The sequence below is a fragment of the Telluria sp. ZB4P37 genome, from assembly GCF_059685855.1.
Genome location: NZ_JCASID010000001.1, coordinates 36,878 through 56,786, shown reverse-complemented (window position 1 = coordinate 56,786; position 19,909 = coordinate 36,878). Strand labels below are relative to the sequence as shown.

At 66.7% G+C, this 19,909-nt stretch carries 21 protein-coding genes and 1 pseudogene; 17 read left to right on the top strand and 5 right to left on the bottom strand.

Annotated elements, in window-relative coordinates; translation table 11 throughout:
- Positions 1 to 49: 49 nt before the first annotated feature.
- Positions 50 to 2,905, bottom strand: a complete 2,856-nt coding sequence (locus AC56K1_RS00305) for a 2-oxoglutarate dehydrogenase E1 component (RefSeq protein WP_497155873.1) — start codon at positions 2,903 to 2,905, stop codon at positions 50 to 52.
- A gap of 296 nt (positions 2,906 to 3,201) precedes the next feature.
- On the opposite strand from AC56K1_RS00305, the gene AC56K1_RS00300 reads away from it, so the two are divergent.
- Genes AC56K1_RS00300 through AC56K1_RS00280 form a run of 5 tightly spaced genes read left to right on the top strand, consistent with a single transcriptional unit; the run spans position 3,202 to position 7,664 of the window.
- Complete coding sequence (locus AC56K1_RS00300) at positions 3,202 to 3,873, top strand: PepSY-associated TM helix domain-containing protein (RefSeq protein ID WP_497155872.1); 672 nt, start codon at positions 3,202 to 3,204, stop codon at positions 3,871 to 3,873.
- Between the two features lie 54 nt (positions 3,874 to 3,927).
- Positions 3,928 to 4,431, top strand: coding sequence for a DUF2271 domain-containing protein (locus AC56K1_RS00295; RefSeq protein ID WP_497155871.1), 504 nt, complete (start codon positions 3,928 to 3,930; stop codon positions 4,429 to 4,431).
- Positions 4,432 to 4,448: 17 nt separating this feature from the next.
- Positions 4,449 to 5,264 (top strand): DUF4198 domain-containing protein, encoded by an 816-nt coding sequence (locus tag AC56K1_RS00290; protein ID WP_497155870.1) that lies wholly within the window; start codon positions 4,449 to 4,451, stop codon positions 5,262 to 5,264.
- Positions 5,265 to 5,271: 7 nt separating this feature from the next.
- Positions 5,272 to 6,276 carry an FAD:protein FMN transferase gene (locus tag AC56K1_RS00285; protein WP_497155869.1) on the top strand — a complete coding sequence of 335 codons (1,005 nt, stop codon included), beginning with the start codon at positions 5,272 to 5,274 and terminating at the stop codon, positions 6,274 to 6,276.
- Positions 6,273 to 7,664, top strand: coding sequence for a sulfite reductase subunit alpha (locus tag AC56K1_RS00280; RefSeq protein WP_497155868.1), 1,392 nt, complete (start codon positions 6,273 to 6,275; stop codon positions 7,662 to 7,664). The genes AC56K1_RS00285 and AC56K1_RS00280 overlap by 4 nt, the downstream gene beginning before the upstream one ends.
- 148 nt (positions 7,665 to 7,812) lie before the next feature.
- Here AC56K1_RS00280 and AC56K1_RS00275 read toward each other — a convergent pair whose 3' ends face one another.
- On the bottom strand, positions 7,813 to 8,241 hold the full coding sequence (locus tag AC56K1_RS00275) for a KGG domain-containing protein (protein ID WP_497155867.1): 429 nt from the start codon (positions 8,239 to 8,241) through the stop codon (positions 7,813 to 7,815).
- 282 nt (positions 8,242 to 8,523) lie between these two features.
- On the opposite strand from AC56K1_RS00275, the gene AC56K1_RS00270 reads away from it, so the two are divergent.
- From AC56K1_RS00270 to AC56K1_RS00240, 7 genes and pseudogenes are all read left to right on the top strand, one after another.
- A complete protein-coding gene (locus tag AC56K1_RS00270) occupies positions 8,524 to 10,155 on the top strand; it encodes an ATP-binding protein (protein WP_497155866.1) in 1,632 nt (543 codons plus the stop codon).
- Positions 10,152 to 10,814: a response regulator gene (locus AC56K1_RS00265; protein WP_497155865.1), complete on the top strand. Its 663-nt coding sequence runs from the start codon at positions 10,152 to 10,154 to the stop codon at positions 10,812 to 10,814. The genes AC56K1_RS00270 and AC56K1_RS00265 overlap by 4 nt, the downstream gene beginning before the upstream one ends.
- Before the next feature lie 86 nt (positions 10,815 to 10,900).
- A complete protein-coding gene (locus AC56K1_RS00260; RefSeq protein WP_497155864.1) occupies positions 10,901 to 11,323 on the top strand; it encodes a hypothetical protein in 423 nt (140 codons plus the stop codon).
- 62 nt (positions 11,324 to 11,385) lie between these two features.
- The gene (locus AC56K1_RS00255; protein ID WP_497155863.1) at positions 11,386 to 11,766 is read left to right on the top strand and encodes a BlaI/MecI/CopY family transcriptional regulator; all 381 of its coding nucleotides are present in this window, start codon (positions 11,386 to 11,388) and stop codon (positions 11,764 to 11,766) included.
- 3 nt (positions 11,767 to 11,769) lie between these two features.
- Positions 11,770 to 11,949: an oxidoreductase-like domain-containing protein gene (locus AC56K1_RS00250; protein ID WP_497155862.1), complete on the top strand. Its 180-nt coding sequence runs from the start codon at positions 11,770 to 11,772 to the stop codon at positions 11,947 to 11,949.
- A gap of 84 nt (positions 11,950 to 12,033) precedes the next feature.
- Positions 12,034 to 12,333: pseudogene (locus tag AC56K1_RS00245) on the top strand (DUF421 domain-containing protein); the annotation flags it as partial.
- A gap of 129 nt (positions 12,334 to 12,462) precedes the next feature.
- Entirely contained in the window at positions 12,463 to 13,062 is a 600-nt protein-coding gene (locus AC56K1_RS00240) for a CHRD domain-containing protein (protein ID WP_497155861.1), read from the top strand.
- Here AC56K1_RS00240 and gluQRS read toward each other — a convergent pair.
- Positions 13,055 to 13,954 carry a tRNA glutamyl-Q(34) synthetase GluQRS gene (gene gluQRS, locus AC56K1_RS00235; protein ID WP_497155860.1) on the bottom strand — a complete coding sequence of 300 codons (900 nt, stop codon included), beginning with the start codon at positions 13,952 to 13,954 and terminating at the stop codon, positions 13,055 to 13,057. The genes AC56K1_RS00240 and gluQRS overlap by 8 nt on opposite strands.
- 49 nt (positions 13,955 to 14,003) lie before the next feature.
- Complete coding sequence (locus AC56K1_RS00230) at positions 14,004 to 14,486, bottom strand: nuclear transport factor 2 family protein (RefSeq protein WP_497155859.1); 483 nt, start codon at positions 14,484 to 14,486, stop codon at positions 14,004 to 14,006.
- A 289-nt stretch (positions 14,487 to 14,775) separates the two neighbouring features.
- Between AC56K1_RS00230 and AC56K1_RS00225 the strand changes: the two genes are divergently transcribed.
- The 5 genes from AC56K1_RS00225 to AC56K1_RS00205 all read left to right on the top strand — a co-directional run bounded on the left by AC56K1_RS00225 (position 14,776) and on the right by AC56K1_RS00205 (position 19,438).
- Positions 14,776 to 14,919, top strand: coding sequence for a hypothetical protein (locus AC56K1_RS00225; RefSeq protein ID WP_497155858.1), 144 nt, complete (start codon positions 14,776 to 14,778; stop codon positions 14,917 to 14,919).
- A 29-nt stretch (positions 14,920 to 14,948) separates the two neighbouring features.
- Positions 14,949 to 15,686 carry a response regulator transcription factor gene (locus tag AC56K1_RS00220; RefSeq protein ID WP_497155857.1) on the top strand — a complete coding sequence of 246 codons (738 nt, stop codon included), beginning with the start codon at positions 14,949 to 14,951 and terminating at the stop codon, positions 15,684 to 15,686.
- The gene (locus AC56K1_RS00215) at positions 15,673 to 16,896 is read left to right on the top strand and encodes a sensor histidine kinase (protein ID WP_497155856.1); all 1,224 of its coding nucleotides are present in this window, start codon (positions 15,673 to 15,675) and stop codon (positions 16,894 to 16,896) included. The genes AC56K1_RS00220 and AC56K1_RS00215 overlap by 14 nt, the downstream gene beginning before the upstream one ends.
- Positions 16,897 to 17,007: 111 nt before the next feature.
- Complete coding sequence (locus tag AC56K1_RS00210) at positions 17,008 to 18,648, top strand: phosphoethanolamine transferase (protein ID WP_497155855.1); 1,641 nt, start codon at positions 17,008 to 17,010, stop codon at positions 18,646 to 18,648.
- On the top strand, positions 18,626 to 19,438 hold the full coding sequence (locus AC56K1_RS00205) for a phosphatase PAP2 family protein (RefSeq protein WP_497155854.1): 813 nt from the start codon (positions 18,626 to 18,628) through the stop codon (positions 19,436 to 19,438). The genes AC56K1_RS00210 and AC56K1_RS00205 overlap by 23 nt, the downstream gene beginning before the upstream one ends.
- On the opposite strand, the gene rnk is transcribed toward AC56K1_RS00205, so the two are convergent.
- A complete protein-coding gene (rnk, locus tag AC56K1_RS00200) occupies positions 19,383 to 19,790 on the bottom strand; it encodes a nucleoside diphosphate kinase regulator (protein ID WP_497155853.1) in 408 nt (135 codons plus the stop codon). The genes AC56K1_RS00205 and rnk overlap by 56 nt on opposite strands.
- Positions 19,791 to 19,909 lie beyond the last annotated feature (119 nt).

Here is a 19,909-nt window from a genome sequence, read left to right as displayed (position 1 = left end):
AATTATCTTGTGCAAAAGCCCCGGACCGAAGCCCGGGGCAGTGGATGCATTACTTGGTCAGGATGAAACCCTTGAGCTTCGAGAACGCGGTTTCCAGCAATTCCTTCTGCTGCGCCACGTGCTTGTCGGCATAGCCGACAGCAGGAGACGCCGATGCCGGGCGGCCGGCATACGCCAGGCGCTGGCCATCTTCCAGGCTTTCGAAGATGTTGTGCTGGATCTGGAACCACGGACCCTGGTTCTGCGGCTCGTCCTGCACCCATACCACTTCAAGCGCGTTCGGGAACTTCTTCATCTCGGCGGCGAACGACTTGTGCGGGAACGGATACATCTGCTCCATGCGCACGATGGCGGTGTCCAACGTGCCGCGGGTCTTGCGGGTGTTGACCAGGTCATAATAAACCTTGCCCGAGCAGACCAGCACGCGCTTGACCTTCGACGCATCGATCTTCTCGTCCACTTCGCCGATCACGGTCTGGAAACCGCCCTTGGCCAGGTCGGTCAGCGGCGAGCCGGCGTCCTTGTTACGCAGCAGCGACTTCGGCGTGAAGATCACCAAAGGCTTGCGGAACTGGCGCACCATCTGGCGGCGCAGCAGGTGGAAGATCTGGGCGGCGGTAGTCGGCTGCACCACTTGCATGTTGTTGTCGGCGCACAGCTGCAGGAAGCGCTCGATACGGGCCGACGAGTGCTCCGGACCCTGGCCTTCATAGCCGTGCGGGAGCATCATCACCAGGCCCGAGGCGCGGCCCCATTTCACTTCGCCCGAGGCGATGAACTGGTCGATCACGACCTGGGCGCCGTTGACGAAGTCGCCGAACTGGGCTTCCCAGATGGTGAGGGTATTCGGTTCGGCGGTCGAGAAGCCGTATTCGAATGCCAGCACCGCTTCTTCCGACAGCACCGAGTCGATCACGGTGAAGTTGGCCTGGTTGTCCGAGACGTTGGCCAGCGGCAGGTAGATGCCCTGGTCCCAGCGCTCGCGGTTCTGGTCGTGCAGCACGGCGTGGCGGTGCACGAAGGTGCCGCGGCCGGCGTCCTGGCCCGAGAGGCGAATCGCATAGCCCGACGACAGCAGCGAGGCGAACGCGAGGTGCTCGCCCATGCCCCAGTCGAGGTTGACTTCGCCCTTGCCCATGTTGGCGCGGTCGTTCAGGACCTTGTCCACCAGCGAGTGCGGCTTGAAGTCTTCCGGCACCTTGGTGATGCGTTCGGCCAGGCGCTTGAGTTCCGTCATCGGCACGGCGGTATCGGCCGCATCGGTCCACTTCTTGTTCAGGAACGGCGCCCAGTCGACGGCGTACTTGTTCTTGAAGTTGGTCAGCACCGGATCGACCGTGTGCTTGCCGGCGTCCATCGCGTCACGGAACTGGGCGACCAGCTGGTCGCCACCGTCGGCGGCGATGGTGCCTTGCGCAGCCAGCTTCTCCGCGTACAGCTTGCGGGTGCCCGGGTGCTTGGCGATCTTCTTGTACATCAGCGGCTGGGTCAGCGCAGGCGTGTCCTGCTCGTTGTGGCCCAGCTTGCGGTAGCAGACGATGTCGACGACGACGTCCTTGCCGAACTCGGTGCGGTAGTCCATCGCGATCTGCGAGGCCAGCACAACCGCTTCCGGATCGTCGGCGTTCACGTGCAGCACCGGCGCTTCGATCATCTTGACGACGTCCGAGCAGTACAGCGTGGAGCGCGCATCGCGCGGGTCCGAGGTGGTGAAGCCGATCTGGTTGTTGATGACGATGTGGACAGTGCCGCCGGTGCCGTAGCCGCGGGTCTGGGCCAGGTTCAGGGTTTCCATGACCACGCCCTGGCCGGCGAAAGCTGCGTCGCCGTGCACCAGGATCGGCAGCACTTCCTTGCCCTTGCGGTCGCCGCGGCGTTCCATGCGCGCCTTGACCGAACCTTCGACGACCGGGTTCACGATTTCCAGGTGCGATGGATTGAAGGCCAGCGACAGGTGGACCGGGCCGCCCGGGGTCGAGATATCGCTCGAGAAGCCCTGGTGGTATTTGACGTCGCCCGACGGCAGGTCGTCGGCGTGCTTGCCTTCGAATTCTTCGAACAGGTCGGCCGGGGATTTGCCCAGGGTGTTGACCAGCACGTTCAGGCGGCCGCGGTGGGCCATGCCGATGACGATCTCCTGCACGCCTTTTTCACCGGCGCGCTGGATCACTTCGTCCATCGAGGCGATGAAGGATTCGCCGCCTTCCAGCGAGAAACGCTTGGCGCCGACGTACTTGGTATGGAGGTAGCGTTCCAGGCCTTCGGCCGCGGTCAGGCGCTCGAGGATGTGCTTCTTTTTCTCGGCGTTGAAGCTTGGCGTCGAGCGGGTGCTCTCCAGGCGTTCCTGCAGCCAGCGCTTTTCGGTCGGATCGCTGACGTACATGAACTCGGCGCCGATGGAACGGCAGTAAGTATCACGCAGCATGTTCAGGATGTCGCGCAGGGGCGCGGTTTCCTTGCCGAAGTAGGTATTGCTGATGTTGAAGACGGTGTCGAGGTCCGCTTCCGTGAAGCCGTAGAAAGCCGGATCCAGCTCCGGCAGAGGCGGACGTTCCTGGCGCTGCAGCGGGTCCAGGTTGGCCCAGCGCGAGCCGAGGTAGCGGTAGGCGGCGATCAGCTGGGTGACGGCGACGCGCTTGCGGCCGAGTTCAGCGTCGGTCGAGGCGACCACGGTGCGGATCGGGCCCTGCTTGGCGCGCTCGGCGAACGAGGCGACCACGGACGAGTGGACCACGTCGGAACGGTTCGAGCCGTCGACGGCAGGCACGTTCTGCATCTGGTCGAAATAGGCGCGCCAGTTCTCCGGGACCGAGCCTGGATTGTTCAGGTACGCTTCGTATAACTCTTCCACATACGGCGCATTACCGCCGAACAGGTACGAGTTCGCATTCTGTTGCTGCATCATTCTTGCTCACCTTTCTTCGCGCTTCGCGAATTATTGGGCGGGTTCAGGTAACCTTCCGCGACACGGCCTGACCGGTTAGCGGATCGCACTACTACTCAAGTTGTGGGGAAGGACGTATTTCTATAAGGCGCCTAACGCGCCAAGCCGGCCATCGGACACTCTGCTGCCAATTAGCGCACGTTATTGTAACGCATGCTCACATGCAAGGCAGATGCCGTCCCAGATTAATTTGTTTCTTTGTGTAAAGAACACATCCGATGGTTGACCACGTAAATGATAATCGTTATCATTTAACGATGAGCTCAACCGGAACATCCACGCCCGCACCTGCCGCGCCCGCCTCTGCCCTGCCCGGCGCGCGCCGCGCCGTCTTCCTCAAGCAGTTGCATCAATGGCACTGGATCAGCTCGGCCATCTGCCTGATGGCGATGCTGCTGTTCAGCTTTACCGGTTTTACCCTGAACCACGCCTCCCAGATCGAGTCCAAGCCGGTCGTGACCCGCCTCAAGGCCACGCTGCCGGAGCCGCTGCGCGCCCAGTTCGAAGCCTATGCTTCTGGCCATGCGGATGCCGAAGTGCCGCTACCGAGCGAGCTGGCCGACTGGGCCAATGGCGCTTTCCCGGTTGACGTGCGCGGCAAGCGCGCCGAGTGGAGCGAGGAAGACGCCTATATCGCCCTGCCCCGTCCCGGCGGCGACGCCTGGCTGCGCATCGCGCTTGACGGCGCGGCCGAATTCGAACAGACCGACCGCGGCTGGATCTCCTGGCTCAACGACATGCACAAGGGCCGCAATACCGGCACCGTGTGGAGCTGGTTCATCGACATCTTCGCGATCGCCTGCGTGGTGTTCTGCATCACGGGCTTCTTGATCATGAAATACCATGCGGCCAACCGGCCCTCGACCTGGCCGGTGATCGGCTTCGGAATCCTGCTGCCGGCGGTGCTGGCGCTGCTGTTCGTGCATTGACCTGTAAACTATTTGCTTGGCTTCTAGTTACCCCACCATATATAAGGCGAACTAATGAAATTGTCCCACTCGCTCGCACTGACCTTGCCGCTCGCTTCAAGCTGGGCCGTCGCTGCCGACCTGTCCGTGAAGTTCGAACTGCCGCAGATGAACGTGGCCGAATACCACAAGCCCTATGTCGCGATCTGGATCGAAAAAGGCGACGGCAGCGTGGCCTCGAACCTGGCCGTGCTGTACGACGTGAAGAAGAAAGACAACGCGGGCGAGAAATGGGTCAAGGACCTGCGCACCTGGTGGCGCAAGGCCGGCCGCGACGTGCGGTTGCCGATGGACGGCGTCAGCGGCGCCACCAAAGCGGCGGGCAGCCACACGATGAACTTTGCGGGCGCAACGGGCAAGCTGTCGGCCGGCGAATACAAGCTGGTGGTGGAAGCGGCGCGCGAAGCGGGCGGCCGCGAAGTCGTGCGCGTGCCGTTCACGCTGCCGGCCAAGGGCAAGCTGGCGGCCAGCGCCCCGGGCAAGGAAGAACTCGGCCTAGTTGCGATCGCGATTCGATAACAGCATCCGGAGACCACATGAACCATCTCGTCAAGAAGACCGTCCTCGCACTGGCGCTGGCCAGCGTCTCGTTTGCCGCCAGCGCCCACCGCGGCTGGATGCTGCCTTCCGCCACCTTCGTCGAGAAGGAAGAAGCCTGGGTCACCATCGACGGCGCCGTGTCGGAGGGCCTGTTCGACTTCGACCACGTCCCGCTGCGCATGGAAGGCGTGACCGTCACCGATCCTGGCGGCGCTACCAGCCCGGCCCCGGCAGCGGTGCTCGGCAAGCTGCGCTCGACGCTCGACCTGCCCCTGCCGAAGGACGGCACCTACCGCATCGCCATGGTCAGCAACAACGTCATGGGCAGCTACAAGCTGGGTGGCGAAGTCAAGCGCTTCCGCGGTACCGAGGCCAGCGTGGCCAAGGAGATCCCGGCCGGCGCCACCGACGTCCAGAAGTCGACCACGCATACCCGCATGGAGACCTTCGTGTCGGCCAACAAGCTCTCCACCGGAGCGCTCAAGCCGGGCGGCGAAGGCCTTGAACTGGTGCCGGTCACCCACCCGAACGACCTGCGCGCCGGCGAGCCGGCCAAGTTCCGCTTCCAGCTGGACGGCAAGCCGCTGCCGAACTTCCCCTTCTCGCTGGTGCCGGGTGGCGTCAAGTTCCGCGGCACGATCGGTGAGATCCGTGTCGTCACCGATGCCAAGGGCGAAGCCAGCTTCAAGCTGCCGGAGCCGAACCGCTACTGGCTCAGCGCCAAGTTCCCGGTCGAGCAGGCAAAGGGACCGGGCGAGCCGGGTTCGCGCCGCTATGCCTATTCGGCCACGCTCGAAGTGCTGCCGGAGTAAAGCCTGCATGCGTGACGTCCTGGTTCCGCTCGATATCGAACTGGTCCTGCCGCCCCCGGGCAGCCAGCTGCGCAAGGCGGCGGGCCAGGCAATGGGCACGGACTGGTCGGCGCAGATGATCGTGCCGGGCGGGGTCACGGCCGACCTGGACGCGGCGCTGCGGCGGGAGCTCGACGCCATCGTCGCCCAGATGAGCCACTGGGTTGAGGACTCCCTGCTCTCGCGCTACAACCGCGCTCCAGGCGGCAGCTGGCATGCGCTGCCGCCGCAGTTTTTCGACGTGATCGATTTCGCGCTGCAGGTGCATGAAGACACCGGCGGCGCCTACGACCCGGCTGCGGGCACGCTCGTCAACCTGTGGGGCTTCGGCCCCAGGGACCGCTATGACCAGGCCGGCTTTCATGCGCCTTCGTTTGATGCCGTGGCTGCAGCGCTCGCGGCGCGCGCCGGAAGCACGCCGCAACTCGACCGCGCCGGCCGGCGCCTGCTGCAGCCGGGCGGCGCGGTCCTCGATCTTTCCTCGATTGCCAAGGGCTATACGGTGGACCGCCTCGGGCTCTGCCTGGCGCGCCACGGCGTCAAGCACTACCTGGTGGAAGTCGGCGGCGAACTGCGCGGGGCCGGCGTCAAGCCGGGGGGCGACCCGTGGTGGGTCGAAATCGAAGGCGTGCCTGATGCTGCTACCACGATGCGACCGATCGTCGCGCTCCATGGGCTGGCGATCGCCACCTCGGGCGACTACCGCAGTTATTTCCAGTATGGCCCACGGCGCGCGTCGCACACGCTCGATCCGCGCACAGGACAACCAATCGACAACGCGGTCGCCTCCTGCACGGTGGTGGCCAACACCTGCATGGCGGCCGATGCGCTGTCCACCGCCCTGGGCGTAATGGGACTCAAGGCAGGCCTTGCCTTTGCCGACGCGCGCGGCATCGCGGCGCGCTACTTGCTGCGCCGCGACGGCCCCCTACTGGAAGCCACCTCCAGCGCCTGGCGCGAACTGCTGCAATGATGACGATCGACCCCGTGCGCTGGGGCAGCGCGCTGGCCTTGTTCGCCGCTTACCTCGGCTTGTGCCTGGCGATCTGGCGCGCCCGCGACGCCAGCCGCAACCGACGCCGCAGCGCCGGCGCCGGCAGCGCCGACTGGCTGGTGGCGTACGCCAGCCAGACCGGCAGCGCCGACTGGCTGGTGGCGTACGCCAGCCAGACCGGCAGCGCCGAATACCTGGCCGAGCGCACCGCGGCCCTGCTGGCCACCGGCGGCCTGTCGGCGCGCGCCGTGTGCATATCCGATCTCGATCCCGCAGCGCTGTCCTCTGCTTCCCGCATCCTGTTCATCGCCAGCACCTATGGCGAAGGCGATGCGCCCGACAGCGGCGCGCGCTTTTCCAGCATCACGATGGCCGGCGCGCCGCAGCTCGCGCACCTGCGCTACGCCGTGCTGGCGCTGGGCGACAGCACTTACACCAACTACTGCGGCTTCGGCCGCGCGCTGGACGGCTGGCTCGCCGCGCGCGGCGCCACGCCCCTGTTCGAGCGCATCGACGTCGACCGTGGCCATGCCACCGCGCTCGCGGAATGGCAGCACCAGGTCGGACGCCTTGCCGGCACCAGCGATGCCCCCGATTGGGAAGCACCCGCCTATGGCGGCTGGCGTATCGCCAGCCGCGTTCTGGTCAACCCCGGCAGCGCCGGCGCCCCGCTCTACCGGATCGCGCTGGTCGCCGTCGACGGCGCCCTGCCCGCATGGGAAGCCGGCGACCTGGCGCAGGTGAGCGTGCCGCTCGACCCTGGCCATCCGCGCGAGTATTCGATCTCCTCGCTACCCTCCGAGGGGCAGCTGGCCCTGCTGGTGCGCCTGCAGCGGCGCGACGACGGCAGCCTGGGCGCGGCATCCGGCTGGCTGTGCGAGGGCGCGGGACCGAAGGACGTGATCCGCCTGCGCATCCGCGCCCACCAGCGCTTCCGCCTGAACGGCAACGCGGCGCGGCCCCTCATCGCCATCGGCAACGGCAGCGGCCTGGCCGGCCTGCGCGCCCTGCTCAAGGCGCGCATCGATTGCGGCCGTGGCGACAACTGGCTGCTGTTCGGCGAACGCAATGCCGCGCATGACTTCCTGTGCCGCGAAGAGCTGCAGGGCTGGCTGGCCTCGAACGCCCTGGCGCGGCTCGATCTCGCGTTCTCGCGCGACCAGGCGACGGCAAGGTATGTGCAGCATCTGGTGCGCGAACAGGCGGACGAGCTGCGCGGCTGGATCAGCCGCGGCGCCGCGATTTATGTGTGCGGCAGTTTGCAGGGCATGGCCGGTGGCGTACACGATGCGCTGGTGGAGGTGCTGGGTACGGAGGCACTCGACGCGTTGACGGCTGAAGGTCGTTATCGCCGCGACGTGTATTAAACGCTGTAGGGTCCCGCACATAAAAAAAGCCAGCGGCCGCACTTCCGTGCAAACCACTGGCCCCTCACCCAGCCGCCCCGGTTAAGGTCCCGCTACGCGTCCTGCGTACGTGAAACGCTCGGCCTGCAGCCGGTGTCAATCGAACCGGTTAACGCTTGTCGTTCTTGTGGCTCTGTGCCCCGGCGCGAGCGTGCTGCTCGGGCGTGCCGCCCTGCACACCGCGGCTGGCCTGGTTGCCCCCCTGTTCGCCACGCCCGCCTTGCTGGCCGCCGCCGCTGTCGCTCTGGTTATTCCCGCCGCGGCCACTCTGCTGGGTGCCACCACTGCCGCTTTGATTGTTGCCGTCATTCTTGTGGCTCATCGAGCCGGCACGGCGTGCCTCTTCCGACGTGAATTCGTGGGCATTGCCGGATGCGTGGGCTGCACGGCCGCCTTCGCTGGCGATTTCGCGCTGGCGTTGCGGGTCCATCGATGCAAAACCGCGGTTGCTGGTGTCGCTCTGGTTGTTGCCGCCCTGGTTACCGCCTTTATTGCCCTGGTTGCCGCCTTTGTTGCCGCCCTGATTGTTCGCTGCCATATTTCCTCCTAAGCATAATGTTCGGTGGTGTTCAGTAGCCCGCCAAGATCTGGCTGAGTGAGGAACATCGTAGTCGCCTCAACCACGCTCGGCCACCCAAAGACGGCAGTAAGCTTGTAGGAGAATGCCTTGCTCGACCAGGCTTCTGGTCTGTCAAACTACAGGCAATCTATTCCAAAATATTGCTCTGCTGCGCTATGCCTTAGAATACGCTGAAGCATTGTTGCAAATAATCGAGAACGAATTATCCCAAGCACTGTAGTCCGACGCTGACGCGACCCCGTGAAACTTTCCATCGGCCACCGCCTCTTCCTCTCCGTCCTGCTGGCCATCCTCGCGGTGGCCGCCAGCGCCGTTTTCCTGCTGCGCCAGAACGTGCTGGCCGGCTTCGGCGACTACGCCGTCGGCATCGAGCTCGACCGTCTCGATGAACTTTCCGGTGCTCTGGCAGTGCGTTACCGGTCCGCCGGCAACTGGGAATTCTTGCCCGATGGCGACGCGCGCCGCGGCTGGATCGCCACCGAACTCGCACGCCTGCAGGATGAAAGACAGCGCCGTGCGCGCGCAGTTCCGGAACCGCCCTCGCCACCTTCGCCGGAATCGCCGCCCTCGCCTGAGTCGCCGCCCTCGCCGCCTTCGCCGCCTTCGCCCGAGGTCGAGCCGGCGCCCCCTCCAGCGCCCCTGCGCGCAGCTAGTATCCCCGTTGCGCCACCGGCGCCACCGGCCCCGCCCGCGCCCCCGGCAATGCCACTGCCCCCGCCGTATATCGCAGCGGTGCGTGCGGCAGCGCCTGACGCGCCACGCGCCGACGGCGTCACCTACGACCTGCACCAGCGCGCCACGCTGCTCGACCTGAACGGCCGCTACCTCGCCGGTCGCCCGCCGGGCGCCCTGCCGCTGGCGCGGCGCGCGATCGAGCTCGATGGCCGCGCCATCGGCTACCTGGGCGTGGCGCGCAGCCACCGGCCGAGCGACGCGATGGCGCTGGCTTTCCTGGACCAGCTGCGCAGCAGCCTGTGGCTGATCCTGGCGGCAGCGGTGACACTGAGCGCCCTGGCCGCTGTGCTGCTGGCGCGCCACTTCCGCCAGCCGATCGGGCGCCTGGCCGAGGGCGCGAGCGCGCTGGCGGGCGGGCGCTACGACGTGCGCCTGCCGGACACGCGCAGCGACGAACTGGGCGACCTGGCGCGCCACTTCAATGCGCTGGCGCTGCAGCTGGACAGCGCGGAAAGCGCGCGCCGCCAGTGGGTGGCCGACACCTCGCACGAGCTGCGCACCCCGCTGGCCGTGCTGCGCGCCCAGCTGGAGGCGCTGCAGGACGGCGTACGCAGCGCCACCCCTGAGACGGTCGGCGCCATGCTGCGCCAGGTGCTGTCCCTGAACAGGCTGATCGACGAGCTGTATGCGCTGGCGCGTGCCGATGTCGGGGCCCTGGACTGCAAACCGGCGCCGCTCGACCTGTGGCAGCTCGCCGCCACGCATGCACAGGCCTTTGCCGCGCGCCTGCAGGCCGCCGGGCAGGTGCTGGAGACCGGCGCCGCGCCGCCTCCGATGCTGGTCCTGGCCGACGCCGACCGCCTGCACCAGGTGCTCGACAACCTGTTCGAGAACAGCCTGCGCTACACCGCAGCTGGCGGGCGCATCGCGCTGCACGCACATGCCGACAGCAGGCAGGTGCACCTGGTGATCAACGACAGCGCGCCGGGCGTGCCCGATGACGCACTGGCGCGCCTGGGCGAGCGCTTCTTCCGCGTCGATGCCTCGCGCAGCCGCGCGCATGGCGGCGCCGGGCTCGGCCTCGCGCTGTGCCGCCGCATCCTCGAAGCCCAGGGCGGCGCGCTCGATTTTGCGCACTCGCCGCTGGGTGGCCTGCGCGTGACGGTCTCGCTGCCGCTGGCAAGGGAGAGCGCATGAACACGGCCCTGATGATCGTCGAGGACGAGCCGGAACTGGCCGCCGTGGTCGCCGACTATGCGCGCGCCGCCGGCTACACACCTAGCGTCTTCGGCAACGGCCTGGAAGCGCTGGCGGCGATGCGCGCCGCGCCGCCCGCGCTGGTGGTGCTCGACCTGATGCTGCCGGGACTCGACGGTCTGTCGCTGTGCCGCGAGCTGCGCGCCTTCAGCGAGCTGCCGGTGGTGATGGTGACGGCGCGCGTGGAAGAGATCGACCGCCTGCTCGGCCTGGAAGCCGGTGCCGATGACTACCTGTGCAAGCCCTTCAGCCCGCGCGAGCTGATGGCCCGCATCAAGGCCATCCTGCGCCGCACCGGGGCCGCCTCGCCTGCGCAAGCCTTGAGGATCGACGAGGCCGCGCGACGCGTCAAGGTGCACGGCAACCTGCTCGACCTGACGCCGAGCGAATTCGCCATCCTCGCCGCGCTGGCGCGCCGTCCCGGCCAGGTGTTCTCGCGCGCCCAGCTGTTGGACGCGGCGCGCGCCGACAGCCTGGACGCCACCGACCGCGCCATCGACAGCCACGTCAAGAACCTGCGCCGCAAGATCGAGGCCGCCGCGCCTGGACTCGACGCCATCCGCTCGATCTACGGCCTGGGTTACCGCTGCGACATCTAGCCCCTCCACGGTTTCTCCACATTTGGCGGGCAGGATGCATCCATGGCCTGCCGGACCAGGCGGGCCACCGCCAAGAGGAGTTCACCATGAAAACAACAATGCTGGCACTGACCGCCGCGCTGGCCCTGCCGGGCTCTGGCGCGGCCATGGCCCACCCCGGCCTGCACGTCCACTACACATGCGATGCGGCGGACAAGGACAAGTGTCCTCCGCCTCCTGTACCGCCTGTACCGCCTGCGCCGCCCGTCCCGCCAGCCCCGCCTTCCAGCCCGGCGCCGGCCGCTCCGCTGGCGCTGACCTCGATTCCCGTGCCGCCGGCGCCCCCTGCACCACCGGCGCCCCCACCTATCCCGGCGGTACCGGCGGGAGCCCACGCGGCCTGCGCCGACAAGGCCGCGGGCGCGCGCCTGACCTATGAGCTGGGCCGAGGCGCCACAATGACCGGGGTGTGCGGGCGCGAAAACGGCGAGGCGGTGTTCCGGCTGCGCGAATACCGTCACGACCACTGACACGGCCCCGCCCGCGGCGGGAACGGCTCGACTTGGCGGTCTAGATCATTTATTCTAGAATCATGCGCACCCAAGACGTTCCCGCCAAGCCCACCCCGTCCGAACTGGAAATGCTGCGCCTGCTGTGGCAGCTCGGCCCGGCCACCGCCCGCCAGGTGCACGAGGCGGCGGTCGAGGTGCGTCCCGACATGGCCTATGCCAACGTGCTGCGCCTGCTGCAGGTGATGCATGCCAAGGGGCTGCTCAGCCGCGACGAAAGCGCGCGCGCGCACGTGTATGCGCCGGCCCAGCCGCAGGACAGGCACCAGGCCAGCCTCATCAAGGACCTGATCCACAAGGCCTTCTCCGGCTCGGGCAAGGAACTGGTGCTGGCAGCACTGCGCGGCCATGTCAGCAAGAAGGAACGCGAAGAGATCCAGCAGATCCTCAACCGCAAGGACTGAGCCATGCCGCCCCCTCCTTCCGCGCGGCCCCAGCCGCCGCTGCCGCCGGAGCTGGAGGATTGCTGCCGCAGCGGCTGCACACCCTGCGTGTTCGACCTGTACGAAGCCGCGCTCGAACGCTACGAGCGCGAGCTGGCTGCCTGGGAAGCCGCCAACGCAGTGCAAGTCCCGCCTGCCGCCTGACCCGCGCTTTCGCCGCGCACGCTTGGGATCAAGATCTTGCTATCTTGATTAGAATGAACTCATCGGTCATGGCGTGGAGTGGATATGTTTGACATGGATCTTCCATGGTGGGAATTCGTCGTACGCGCCCTTGCCGTGTACATCCTGCTCTTGATCATGGTGCGGCTGTCGGGCCGCCGCACCGTCGGCCAGTTCACGCCTTTCGACCTGCTGATCGTCATGCTGCTGTCCGAAGCGGTGTCGAATTCGCTCAGCGGCGGCGACACCTCGCTCATCGGCGGCTTGATTGGCGCGGCGACGCTGGTCGCCGTCAATGCGCTGATCGCCGTCGCCTGCTCGCGCAGTGCATCGTTTGAAAAGGCAGTCGACGGCAGCGCCGTACTACACATGTTTGTCGGGTATCTCTTTACTTCCCGTAAGGTGTAGCTCGCTACGATTGCTTGTGCTACTTTTTTCTGCGGCGGTCCGGTCGGACGCGCCGTTTTGGTTTCTTTCCTATCCAGGAGGTATGCCATGAAAAAAGTAATCTCGGCCCTGGCGCTGACAGCGTTCGCCCTGACGGTGGCGCCGGCAAGCCAGGCCCAGGAAGTCTACCGGGCCGTAGCCAGTGGACCCGCCGAAGTCACGCCCGTCGCTTCGCCCGGGTACAGCATCGCGACGTTCGAAATCGACGGGAACATCCTCACCGCGGACATTCCCTTCAGCGACCTGACCGCGCCGACGGTGAGCGCCCACCTGCATTGCTGCACCACCGGTTCGCTGGCCGGTGCGGCAGGCGTTGCCATCCCGCTGTTCGGCTTTCCGCTCGGGGTCACGTCCAGCACCTATACCCAGACCTTTGACCTGACCGATGCTGCGATCTACAACCCCAGCTTCCTGGCGGCCTTCGGCGGCACGGCGGCCGGCGCCAGCGCGGCCATGCTCGACGCGCTGACGGGCAACCAGGTCTACCTGAACATCCACACCTCGCTATACCCGGGGGGCGAGATTCGCGGCTTCCTGGTCAATACGTCGGTGGCGGCGATTCCGGAACCTGCAACCTGGGGCATGCTGGGAGCGGGGCTGGCAGGCCTGGCGGTCCTGTCGCGCCGTCGTCCAGCCATGTTCAGGTAAGCGCAGCGCCACGGGACGCCAGCAACTGGCGCCAGGCTGGTATCGCCCCTCGCCAGAAGGCGTCGAGCGATACCGCCTTTTCCATCTGCAAACCGAGGAAGGCCGCCGCCTGCATCAGCGCAGCCACCGCCGCGGCTTCGTCGCCCGGCGCCACCGCCAGCGCGCCGGTCTGCTTCGACAGCTTTTCACCCAATTCATTACGCACCACCGGCACGTGCAGGTAGCGCGGCGTCGGCACGCCGAGCACGCGCTGCAGGAAGACCTGGCGCGGCGTCGAATCGAGCAGGTCGGCGCCGCGCACCACGTCGGTCACGCCTTGCAGCGCATCGTCCACCACCACCGCCAGCTGGTAGGCCCAGAACCCATCCGCGCGTTTCAGGACGAAGTCGCCCGACTCTCCATGCAGGCGCTGGGTGACCTCGCCGGCAAAGCGGTCGGTGAAGCTGACCACGTCGTAGCCCGGGTCCGGCACGCGCAGGCGCAGGCTGCGCATGCTGCGGCCGTCGGACAATCCATAGCGGCAGGTGCCGGGGTAGATCGCCGCGCCGTCCGGGGCCAGCCCAAGCCGTGAATCGGCGATCTCGCGCCGGTTGCAGCCGCAGGGGTAGGTATGCTCGGCGATGCGGTCGGCGGCCGCCTGGTAGAGGTGCTTGCGCCGGCTCTGCCAGACGATCTCGCCGTCGGCGTGCATGCCGAGCCTCTCCAACAGCGCGAGGATGCCCTCGGCCGCGCCGGGCACGCTGCGGCCTTCGTCGATGTCTTCGATGCGCACCAGCCAGGCGCCCTGGTAGGCCCGGGCATCGAGATAGCTGGCCAGCGCCGCGACCAGCGAGCCCGCATGCAGCGGGCCGGTCGGCGACGGCGCGAACCGGCCGATGTAGGGTGGGTTCACTTGCTTGATTTGTCTAGTCCTGGAGATAACTACGTTAGCACACGCAGGTTTACTTTTTCGCGTGCCCGGCAATCAACTTTGTCACCTGCCCCGCCACCTCGTTCGGCACGGCCATCGACAGCTGGTAATGCACGATCTCGAAGCCCTTGGCCGTCTTGCGGATCACACCGCTGGCCATGCACGGCCCCATGTTCGGCGTGTCGAGCAGCTCGTCGAACCAGATCAGCGACTGGTCGCTTGACGAATACACGTTGCGGCGGGTGGCCTTGAAGCTCCATGCGGACTTGCGGTCGAAATACTTCCTGGCCCAGGTCTTGAACTCGTCGCGGCGCCAGAGTTCGGAGCGGTCGGTGCCGATGTAGACGCCATCCTGTGCCATCTTGTCGAAAAAGGCCAGGCGCGCGCTGGCGGCATCTCCATGCCATTCGTCGACGAAGGCGTTGACCTGTTTAGTGAGGGCCGCGTCGGTCTCGGCGTGGGCAAGGCCGATCAGGCCGAGGAACAGGACAGCGGCGGCAAGGAGTCGTTTCATGGTCTCTTTCAGTAGTTGGCCGTGAGGGCTGCGGGAAGCGCGAAGTTGCAGGCAGCGTGCAAACCCGCTCACAATAAAGCAGCAGGATGGTTTTGCCAACGGCGCCGGCCGGACGCCATGCAGCCCGGGTGAATTGGTGGCTCCTTGTTCTTCTTTAACGCGATCTTGACAATCCATCCATTAGGCTCCGGAGAATGGTCAACCGGCCGCCCTCTCCCATTCAAGCCCGAGGCGTGCGCGCAGTGAACGAGCATATGCCGGTCCATCCACAGAACCTGTCGATCCAGGATTGCTGGCGCTCGACCGCCACGACGTCGAACTGGTCGGCCGCATCGCGGCGCAGGCGCGGGCGCAGGGGCCAACCCTTAGCGGCGACCGCTTTTTCGAGATCTGGCGGCACGCATGCTGCAGTATCGACTACCACCATGGCTGACGGCGGCGCGGCTGCACTAGAATAGGCCCATGCGCATCCTCATTGTCGAAGACCACCCCGATATCCTGGCCAACCTCTACGGTTTCCTCGAACCGAAGGGCCACCAGCTCGACTCCGCCCGCAACGGCTACGGCGGGCTGGCGCTGGCGTCCGAGAACGACTACGACGTGATCGTGCTGGACATCATGCTGCCCGGCCTGAACGGGCTGCAGCTGTGCCACAAGCTGCGCACGGAACTGGGCAAGGCCACGCCGGTGCTGATGCTCACCGCGCGCGACAGCCTGCCCGACAAGGTGGCCGGCTTCGACAGCGGCGCCGACGACTACCTGGTCAAGCCCTTCTCGCTGGTCGAACTCGAAGTGCGCCTGAAGGCGCTGGTGCGGCGCTCGGCCGCCACCCACGCGGTGCACGCGACCATGCGCTTCGGCGAGCTCAGTTACGACCCCGATACCCAGGAGGCGTCGCGCGCCGGGGTGCCGGTGCTGCTCACCAAGACCGGCTACATCCTGCTGCGCACCCTGCTCGCCGCCGCGCCGCGCATCGTCACGCGCGAGTCGCTCGAGCATGCGGTGTGGGGCGACGACCGCCCCGACAGCGATGCGCTGCGCACGCATATCCACTCGCTGCGCCAGGCGATCGACAAGCCCTTCGCCAGCCCGATGCTGCAGACAGTCGCCGGGGTCGGCTACAAGCTGGTGCAGTTCGAAACGCGGCGCGAGCCAGGCCAGGATACGCAGCCCGATACGCAATCCAATGAAAAGCGCTGATTCAATACGCCAGCGCATCGTCTTCGCATTCCTGTTGTTCGGCATTGGCGCCTCGGCCTTCTTCGCCGTGATTGCCGCCGTCGCCGTCGAAGGCATCGAGGTGGAGCTGGTCGACAAACGCCTCAATGCCGCAGTGGCCTGGGCCGCGCCGCGCGAGGCTGCGGGACTGGGCATCGACATGCCGGCCGGCCTGCGCTTTCATCGCAGCGAATCGATTCCGGCGCCGCTGCGCGGGCTTGCAGACGGCGTGCACAAAGTCGACGTCGGCGACACCCGCCTGCACGTGCTGGCCGGCCACGACGGGCGCGGGCCCTGGGTGCTGGTCGACCACGAAAGCGACTACGACAAGATCGAAGTGGTGGTGTATTCGATGTTCGCCCTCGCCTTCACCGGCTTCCTGCTGCTGGCCGCCCTGCTGGGACGCTTCCTGGGCACGCGCGTGGTCACGCCGATCCGCGAGCTGGCGCAGTCGGTCGGCAACGAGACCGTTCCGCCCGCCCTCAGCGGACGCCGCGACGAACTGGGCGTGCTGGCGCGCGCGCTCGAAGCCCACACCACCGAACTGCGCGCCGTCCTCGACCGCGAGCGCTATTTCACCGGGGACGTCAGCCACGAGCTGCGCAGCCCGCTCACCGTGATCATGGGCGCAGCAGAGATCCTGATCCAGCAAGCGCCCTCGCCCGCCGTGCTGCTGCCGGCCGAGCGCATCTACCGCGCCGCGCGCGAAGCCGCCGAATGCGTCACCGTGCTGTTGCTGCTGGCCAGGGCGCCCGAACTCGGCGCCCAGCCGCCGGTGGCAGTGGACGACATCGCGGAAGACGAAGTCGAAAAATATCGTCCTCTGGTGGCGGGCAAACCGGTGACCATCCGCTTCATCGACGGCCCGCCGCTGAGCGTGCGTGCGCCGCGCGAACTGTGCGCCGCCGCCATCGGCAACCTGGTGCGCAATGCCTGCCAGTACACCGACCAGGGCGAGATCCGGGTCATGCTCCTGCCCGGCCAGGTCGTGGTCGAGGACACCGGCCCGGGCCTGCCGCCGGCCGTGGTCGCGACCCTCGGGCTGGGCGGCGGCCCCTCGGTCGGCTCGGCCGGCACGGGCCTGGGCCTGGCGCTGGCGCGCCGCATCTGCGATTTCCTCGGCGCCGGCTTCGCCTACGCACCCCGCGAGGGGGGCGGCAGCTCGTTCACGATTACGTTCCCGGCCAGGTAAGGCGGCCGTTCACGAAAACTTAACGTCCAGTTGACGGGCCGCTCACGGTCGCCTTGCTACCCTTCACGGGTAACTCAGCCATTCCGGCTGTGCATCCTGAAGTGAAACGACGTGCCCGCCATCCTCTCCCGGCGCATCAGCGCCAACCTGCTTGTCCTTGCCGTAGCGCTGCTGCTGGCGTCCGTCGCCAACATCCATTTCTGGTCGGTCTTCATCCCCGCAGTCGGGGGGGTGTCGCCGGGGCGCCTGCCGCTGCTGCTTGGCAGCTTCGCCATCGTGCTCCTGCTCTTCCACGCCTTGCTTACGCTGGTGAGCTTCCGCTTCCTGGCCAAGCCGGCACTCATCGCGATCCTGCTGGCTGCATCGGCTTCGGCCTGGTTCATCAACCAATATGGCATCGTCATCGACAAGGCGATGATCCAGAATGTCTTCGAGACAGACTCGCGCGAAGCGTTTGAATTGCTGAGCTGGAAACTGGTGCTGTTCGTGGCCCTGACGGGCGGCCTGCCGTCATTGCTGGTAGCCCGTGCGCACATCAGGTTTCCCGATGGCGTACGCGGCGTGCTCCACCGCGCAGGCATTGCCGGCGGCTCGCTCGCCCTGGCGACGCTGCTGCTGATGCTGCTTTTTAAAAGCCTGGCCCCCGCCGTGCGCGAGCACCGCGAGCTGCGCTACCTGCTCACCCCGACCAATGTCGTCCAGGCCCTGAATGGATACCTGCGCAACCGCTGGAGCACGCCGGTTCCGCTGGCCGCGATCGGACGCGACGCCGTCAGGGGCGACCGCTGGGCCGGCAAGACCGGGCGCACGGTCACCGTGATCGTGGTGGGAGAAACCGCCCGCGCCGCTAACTTTTCGCTCAATGGTTATCCGCGCGACACCAATCCGCAGCTGGCGCGCGTGCCGGGCCTGATTAATTTCGCGAGGGTGCAGTCATGCGGCACGGCGACCGCGGTTTCGGTTCCCTGCGTGTTCTCGGCGCTGGGCCGCGAACACTACGACGATACCAAGGCAAAACACCAGGAAGGCCTGCTCGACGTTCTCTCGCACGCGGGTTTCGACGTGCTCTGGCGCGACAACAACTCGGGCTGCAAGGGCGTGTGCGACCGGGTGGCTTTCACTGACCTGTCATCACCGGCCACCGGCAACACCCAATGCGCCGGCGACGAATGCTACGACGAAGGGCTGCTCGACAGCTTGCCTGAGCTGATCAGGGGTTCCCGCAAGGACCTGGTCATCGTACTGCACCAGAAAGGCAGCCATGGCCCTGCTTATGCGAAGCGCTATCCCGCCGGATTCGGGCGATTCGGGCCGGTTTGCCAGACCGGCGAATTCGAACAATGCTCGCGCGAGGCGATCGTGGCTGCGTACGACAACACGATCCTCTACACGGATCATTTCCTGGCAAAGACGATCGTCCTGCTGCGCACCGTAGCCAAGGACGAAGGCGTGGATACGTCGATGCTGTACTTCTCTGACCATGGCGAATCGCTTGGCGAGCACAACATGTACCTGCATGGCGCGCCCTATATCCTCGCTCCCGACGAGCAAACGCATGTGCCCATGATGCTGTGGATGTCGGACGGTTTCAGCGACCGCTTCCGGATCGATCGCGCCTGCCTCGAGGCGCGCCGCGACCAGGCGCTATCGCACGACAACGTATTCCATTCGGTACTCGGAATGCTCAACGTCGACACGGCCGTCCTCAACCCGAAACTGGATTTGTTCCATGCATGCGTCCGCAACAGCTGATACCACGCCGGCGCGAGACGACGCATCACCACTGCTGAGTACCAAGGCCGGCTTCCGGATCGGGGCCTGGCTGGCCCTTGCGGCGCTGGCGATCTTCGCGCTCGGACAGTTCACGGACCTCGACCTCGACCTGGCCGATGCCCTCTATGACGCCGCGACAAGCGCATTCCCGTGGCGACGGGCGTGGCTTACCGATACATTCAGCCACCGTATCCTCAAGACCGGGTTGACCGTGCTCGCCGCGCTGTTCATCGCCGCCGCAGTGGCCGATGCGATCTGGCCGCAAGCCGCGCATGCACGCCCGCTCGCAAGGCTGCGCCTGCAGGTGATTGCCTGGTCGGCGGCGCTGGTGCCGCTGACCATCAGCCTGCTCAAGCAAAGCAGCAATGCGCACTGCCCCTGGGACCTGGCGCGCTACGGCGGCAGCCATCCCTACCTGCGCCTGTTCGAGGCGCTACCGCCCGGCGCCATTCCCGGCCACTGCCTGCCGGCGGGCCATGCTTCGAGCGCGCTGTGGCTGGTCTCGCTGGCGGTACTGTGGCTGCCGGGCGAGCCCCGCAAGGCCGGCCGCGCAGCCGGCGCAGCCATCGCGTTCGGCATGGCGGTGGGATGGATGCAGCAGATGCGCGGCGCCCACTTCCTGACCCATACGCTGTGGTCGGTATGGATCGCCTGCGCCATCGTGCTGGCCCTCGTCATGCTGCTGCAGGCGCGGCAGCTCGCCGGGCGCTGGCCTAGCGGTGGTACACCCCTTCGCGTTCCGGCTGGTACTCGATGCCCTCTATCCTGACCTCGAACATGCCGCCGTCAGGGCGCTCCCAGCGCATGGTGTCGCCGACCTTCAGGCCGAGCAACGCGGTGCCGACCGGGGTCAAGATCGACAGCTGGTCGGCACCGCCGTTCATGTCCTTCGGATAGGTCAGGGTCATCGTCACGGGCTGCTCCGAGGCCTCGAAGGAAAAGCGCACGCGCGAATTCATGGTGACGACATCGGGCGGCATTTCCCACGGCTCGGCGAGCCGCGCGCGGCCGAGTTCATCGAGCAGCGCGTCGCGCGCCCGCGATTGCGCAGCCGGCAAGGCGTCCAACAGGCGGTCGAGGCGGTCCATGTCCAGCCACGAGACGAGGATAGAAGGTTTCATAGGTACTCCAGGGTGTGCCCGCAGGCAGGCGGGCGAAAACGGTGAGGGCCACCCTTCATGGGCGGCCGGCGTATCGGATCGGGTGGAGGTGGCTCGGGAGGACGCTGGTTGCGGGTTGG

Coding starts and splice junctions, on each gene's coding strand:
- AC56K1_RS00305 (WP_497155873.1), bottom strand. CDS start 2,905: ATGATGCAGCAACAGAATGCGAACTCGTACCTGTTCGGCGGTAATGCG.
- AC56K1_RS00300 (WP_497155872.1), top strand. CDS start 3,202: ATGAGCTCAACCGGAACATCCACGCCCGCACCTGCCGCGCCCGCCTCT.
- AC56K1_RS00295 (WP_497155871.1), top strand. CDS start 3,928: ATGAAATTGTCCCACTCGCTCGCACTGACCTTGCCGCTCGCTTCAAGC.
- AC56K1_RS00290 (WP_497155870.1), top strand. CDS start 4,449: ATGAACCATCTCGTCAAGAAGACCGTCCTCGCACTGGCGCTGGCCAGC.
- AC56K1_RS00285 (WP_497155869.1), top strand. CDS start 5,272: ATGCGTGACGTCCTGGTTCCGCTCGATATCGAACTGGTCCTGCCGCCC.
- AC56K1_RS00280 (WP_497155868.1), top strand. CDS start 6,273: ATGATGACGATCGACCCCGTGCGCTGGGGCAGCGCGCTGGCCTTGTTC.
- AC56K1_RS00275 (WP_497155867.1), bottom strand. CDS start 8,241: ATGGCAGCGAACAATCAGGGCGGCAACAAAGGCGGCAACCAGGGCAAT.
- AC56K1_RS00265 (WP_497155865.1), top strand. CDS start 10,152: ATGAACACGGCCCTGATGATCGTCGAGGACGAGCCGGAACTGGCCGCC.
- AC56K1_RS00260 (WP_497155864.1), top strand. CDS start 10,901: ATGAAAACAACAATGCTGGCACTGACCGCCGCGCTGGCCCTGCCGGGC.
- AC56K1_RS00255 (WP_497155863.1), top strand. CDS start 11,386: ATGCGCACCCAAGACGTTCCCGCCAAGCCCACCCCGTCCGAACTGGAA.
- AC56K1_RS00250 (WP_497155862.1), top strand. CDS start 11,770: ATGCCGCCCCCTCCTTCCGCGCGGCCCCAGCCGCCGCTGCCGCCGGAG.
- AC56K1_RS00240 (WP_497155861.1), top strand. CDS start 12,463: ATGAAAAAAGTAATCTCGGCCCTGGCGCTGACAGCGTTCGCCCTGACG.
- AC56K1_RS00230 (WP_497155859.1), bottom strand. CDS start 14,486: ATGAAACGACTCCTTGCCGCCGCTGTCCTGTTCCTCGGCCTGATCGGC.
- AC56K1_RS00220 (WP_497155857.1), top strand. CDS start 14,949: ATGCGCATCCTCATTGTCGAAGACCACCCCGATATCCTGGCCAACCTC.
- AC56K1_RS00215 (WP_497155856.1), top strand. CDS start 15,673: ATGAAAAGCGCTGATTCAATACGCCAGCGCATCGTCTTCGCATTCCTG.
- AC56K1_RS00205 (WP_497155854.1), top strand. CDS start 18,626: ATGCATGCGTCCGCAACAGCTGATACCACGCCGGCGCGAGACGACGCA.
- rnk (WP_497155853.1), bottom strand. CDS start 19,790: ATGAAACCTTCTATCCTCGTCTCGTGGCTGGACATGGACCGCCTCGAC.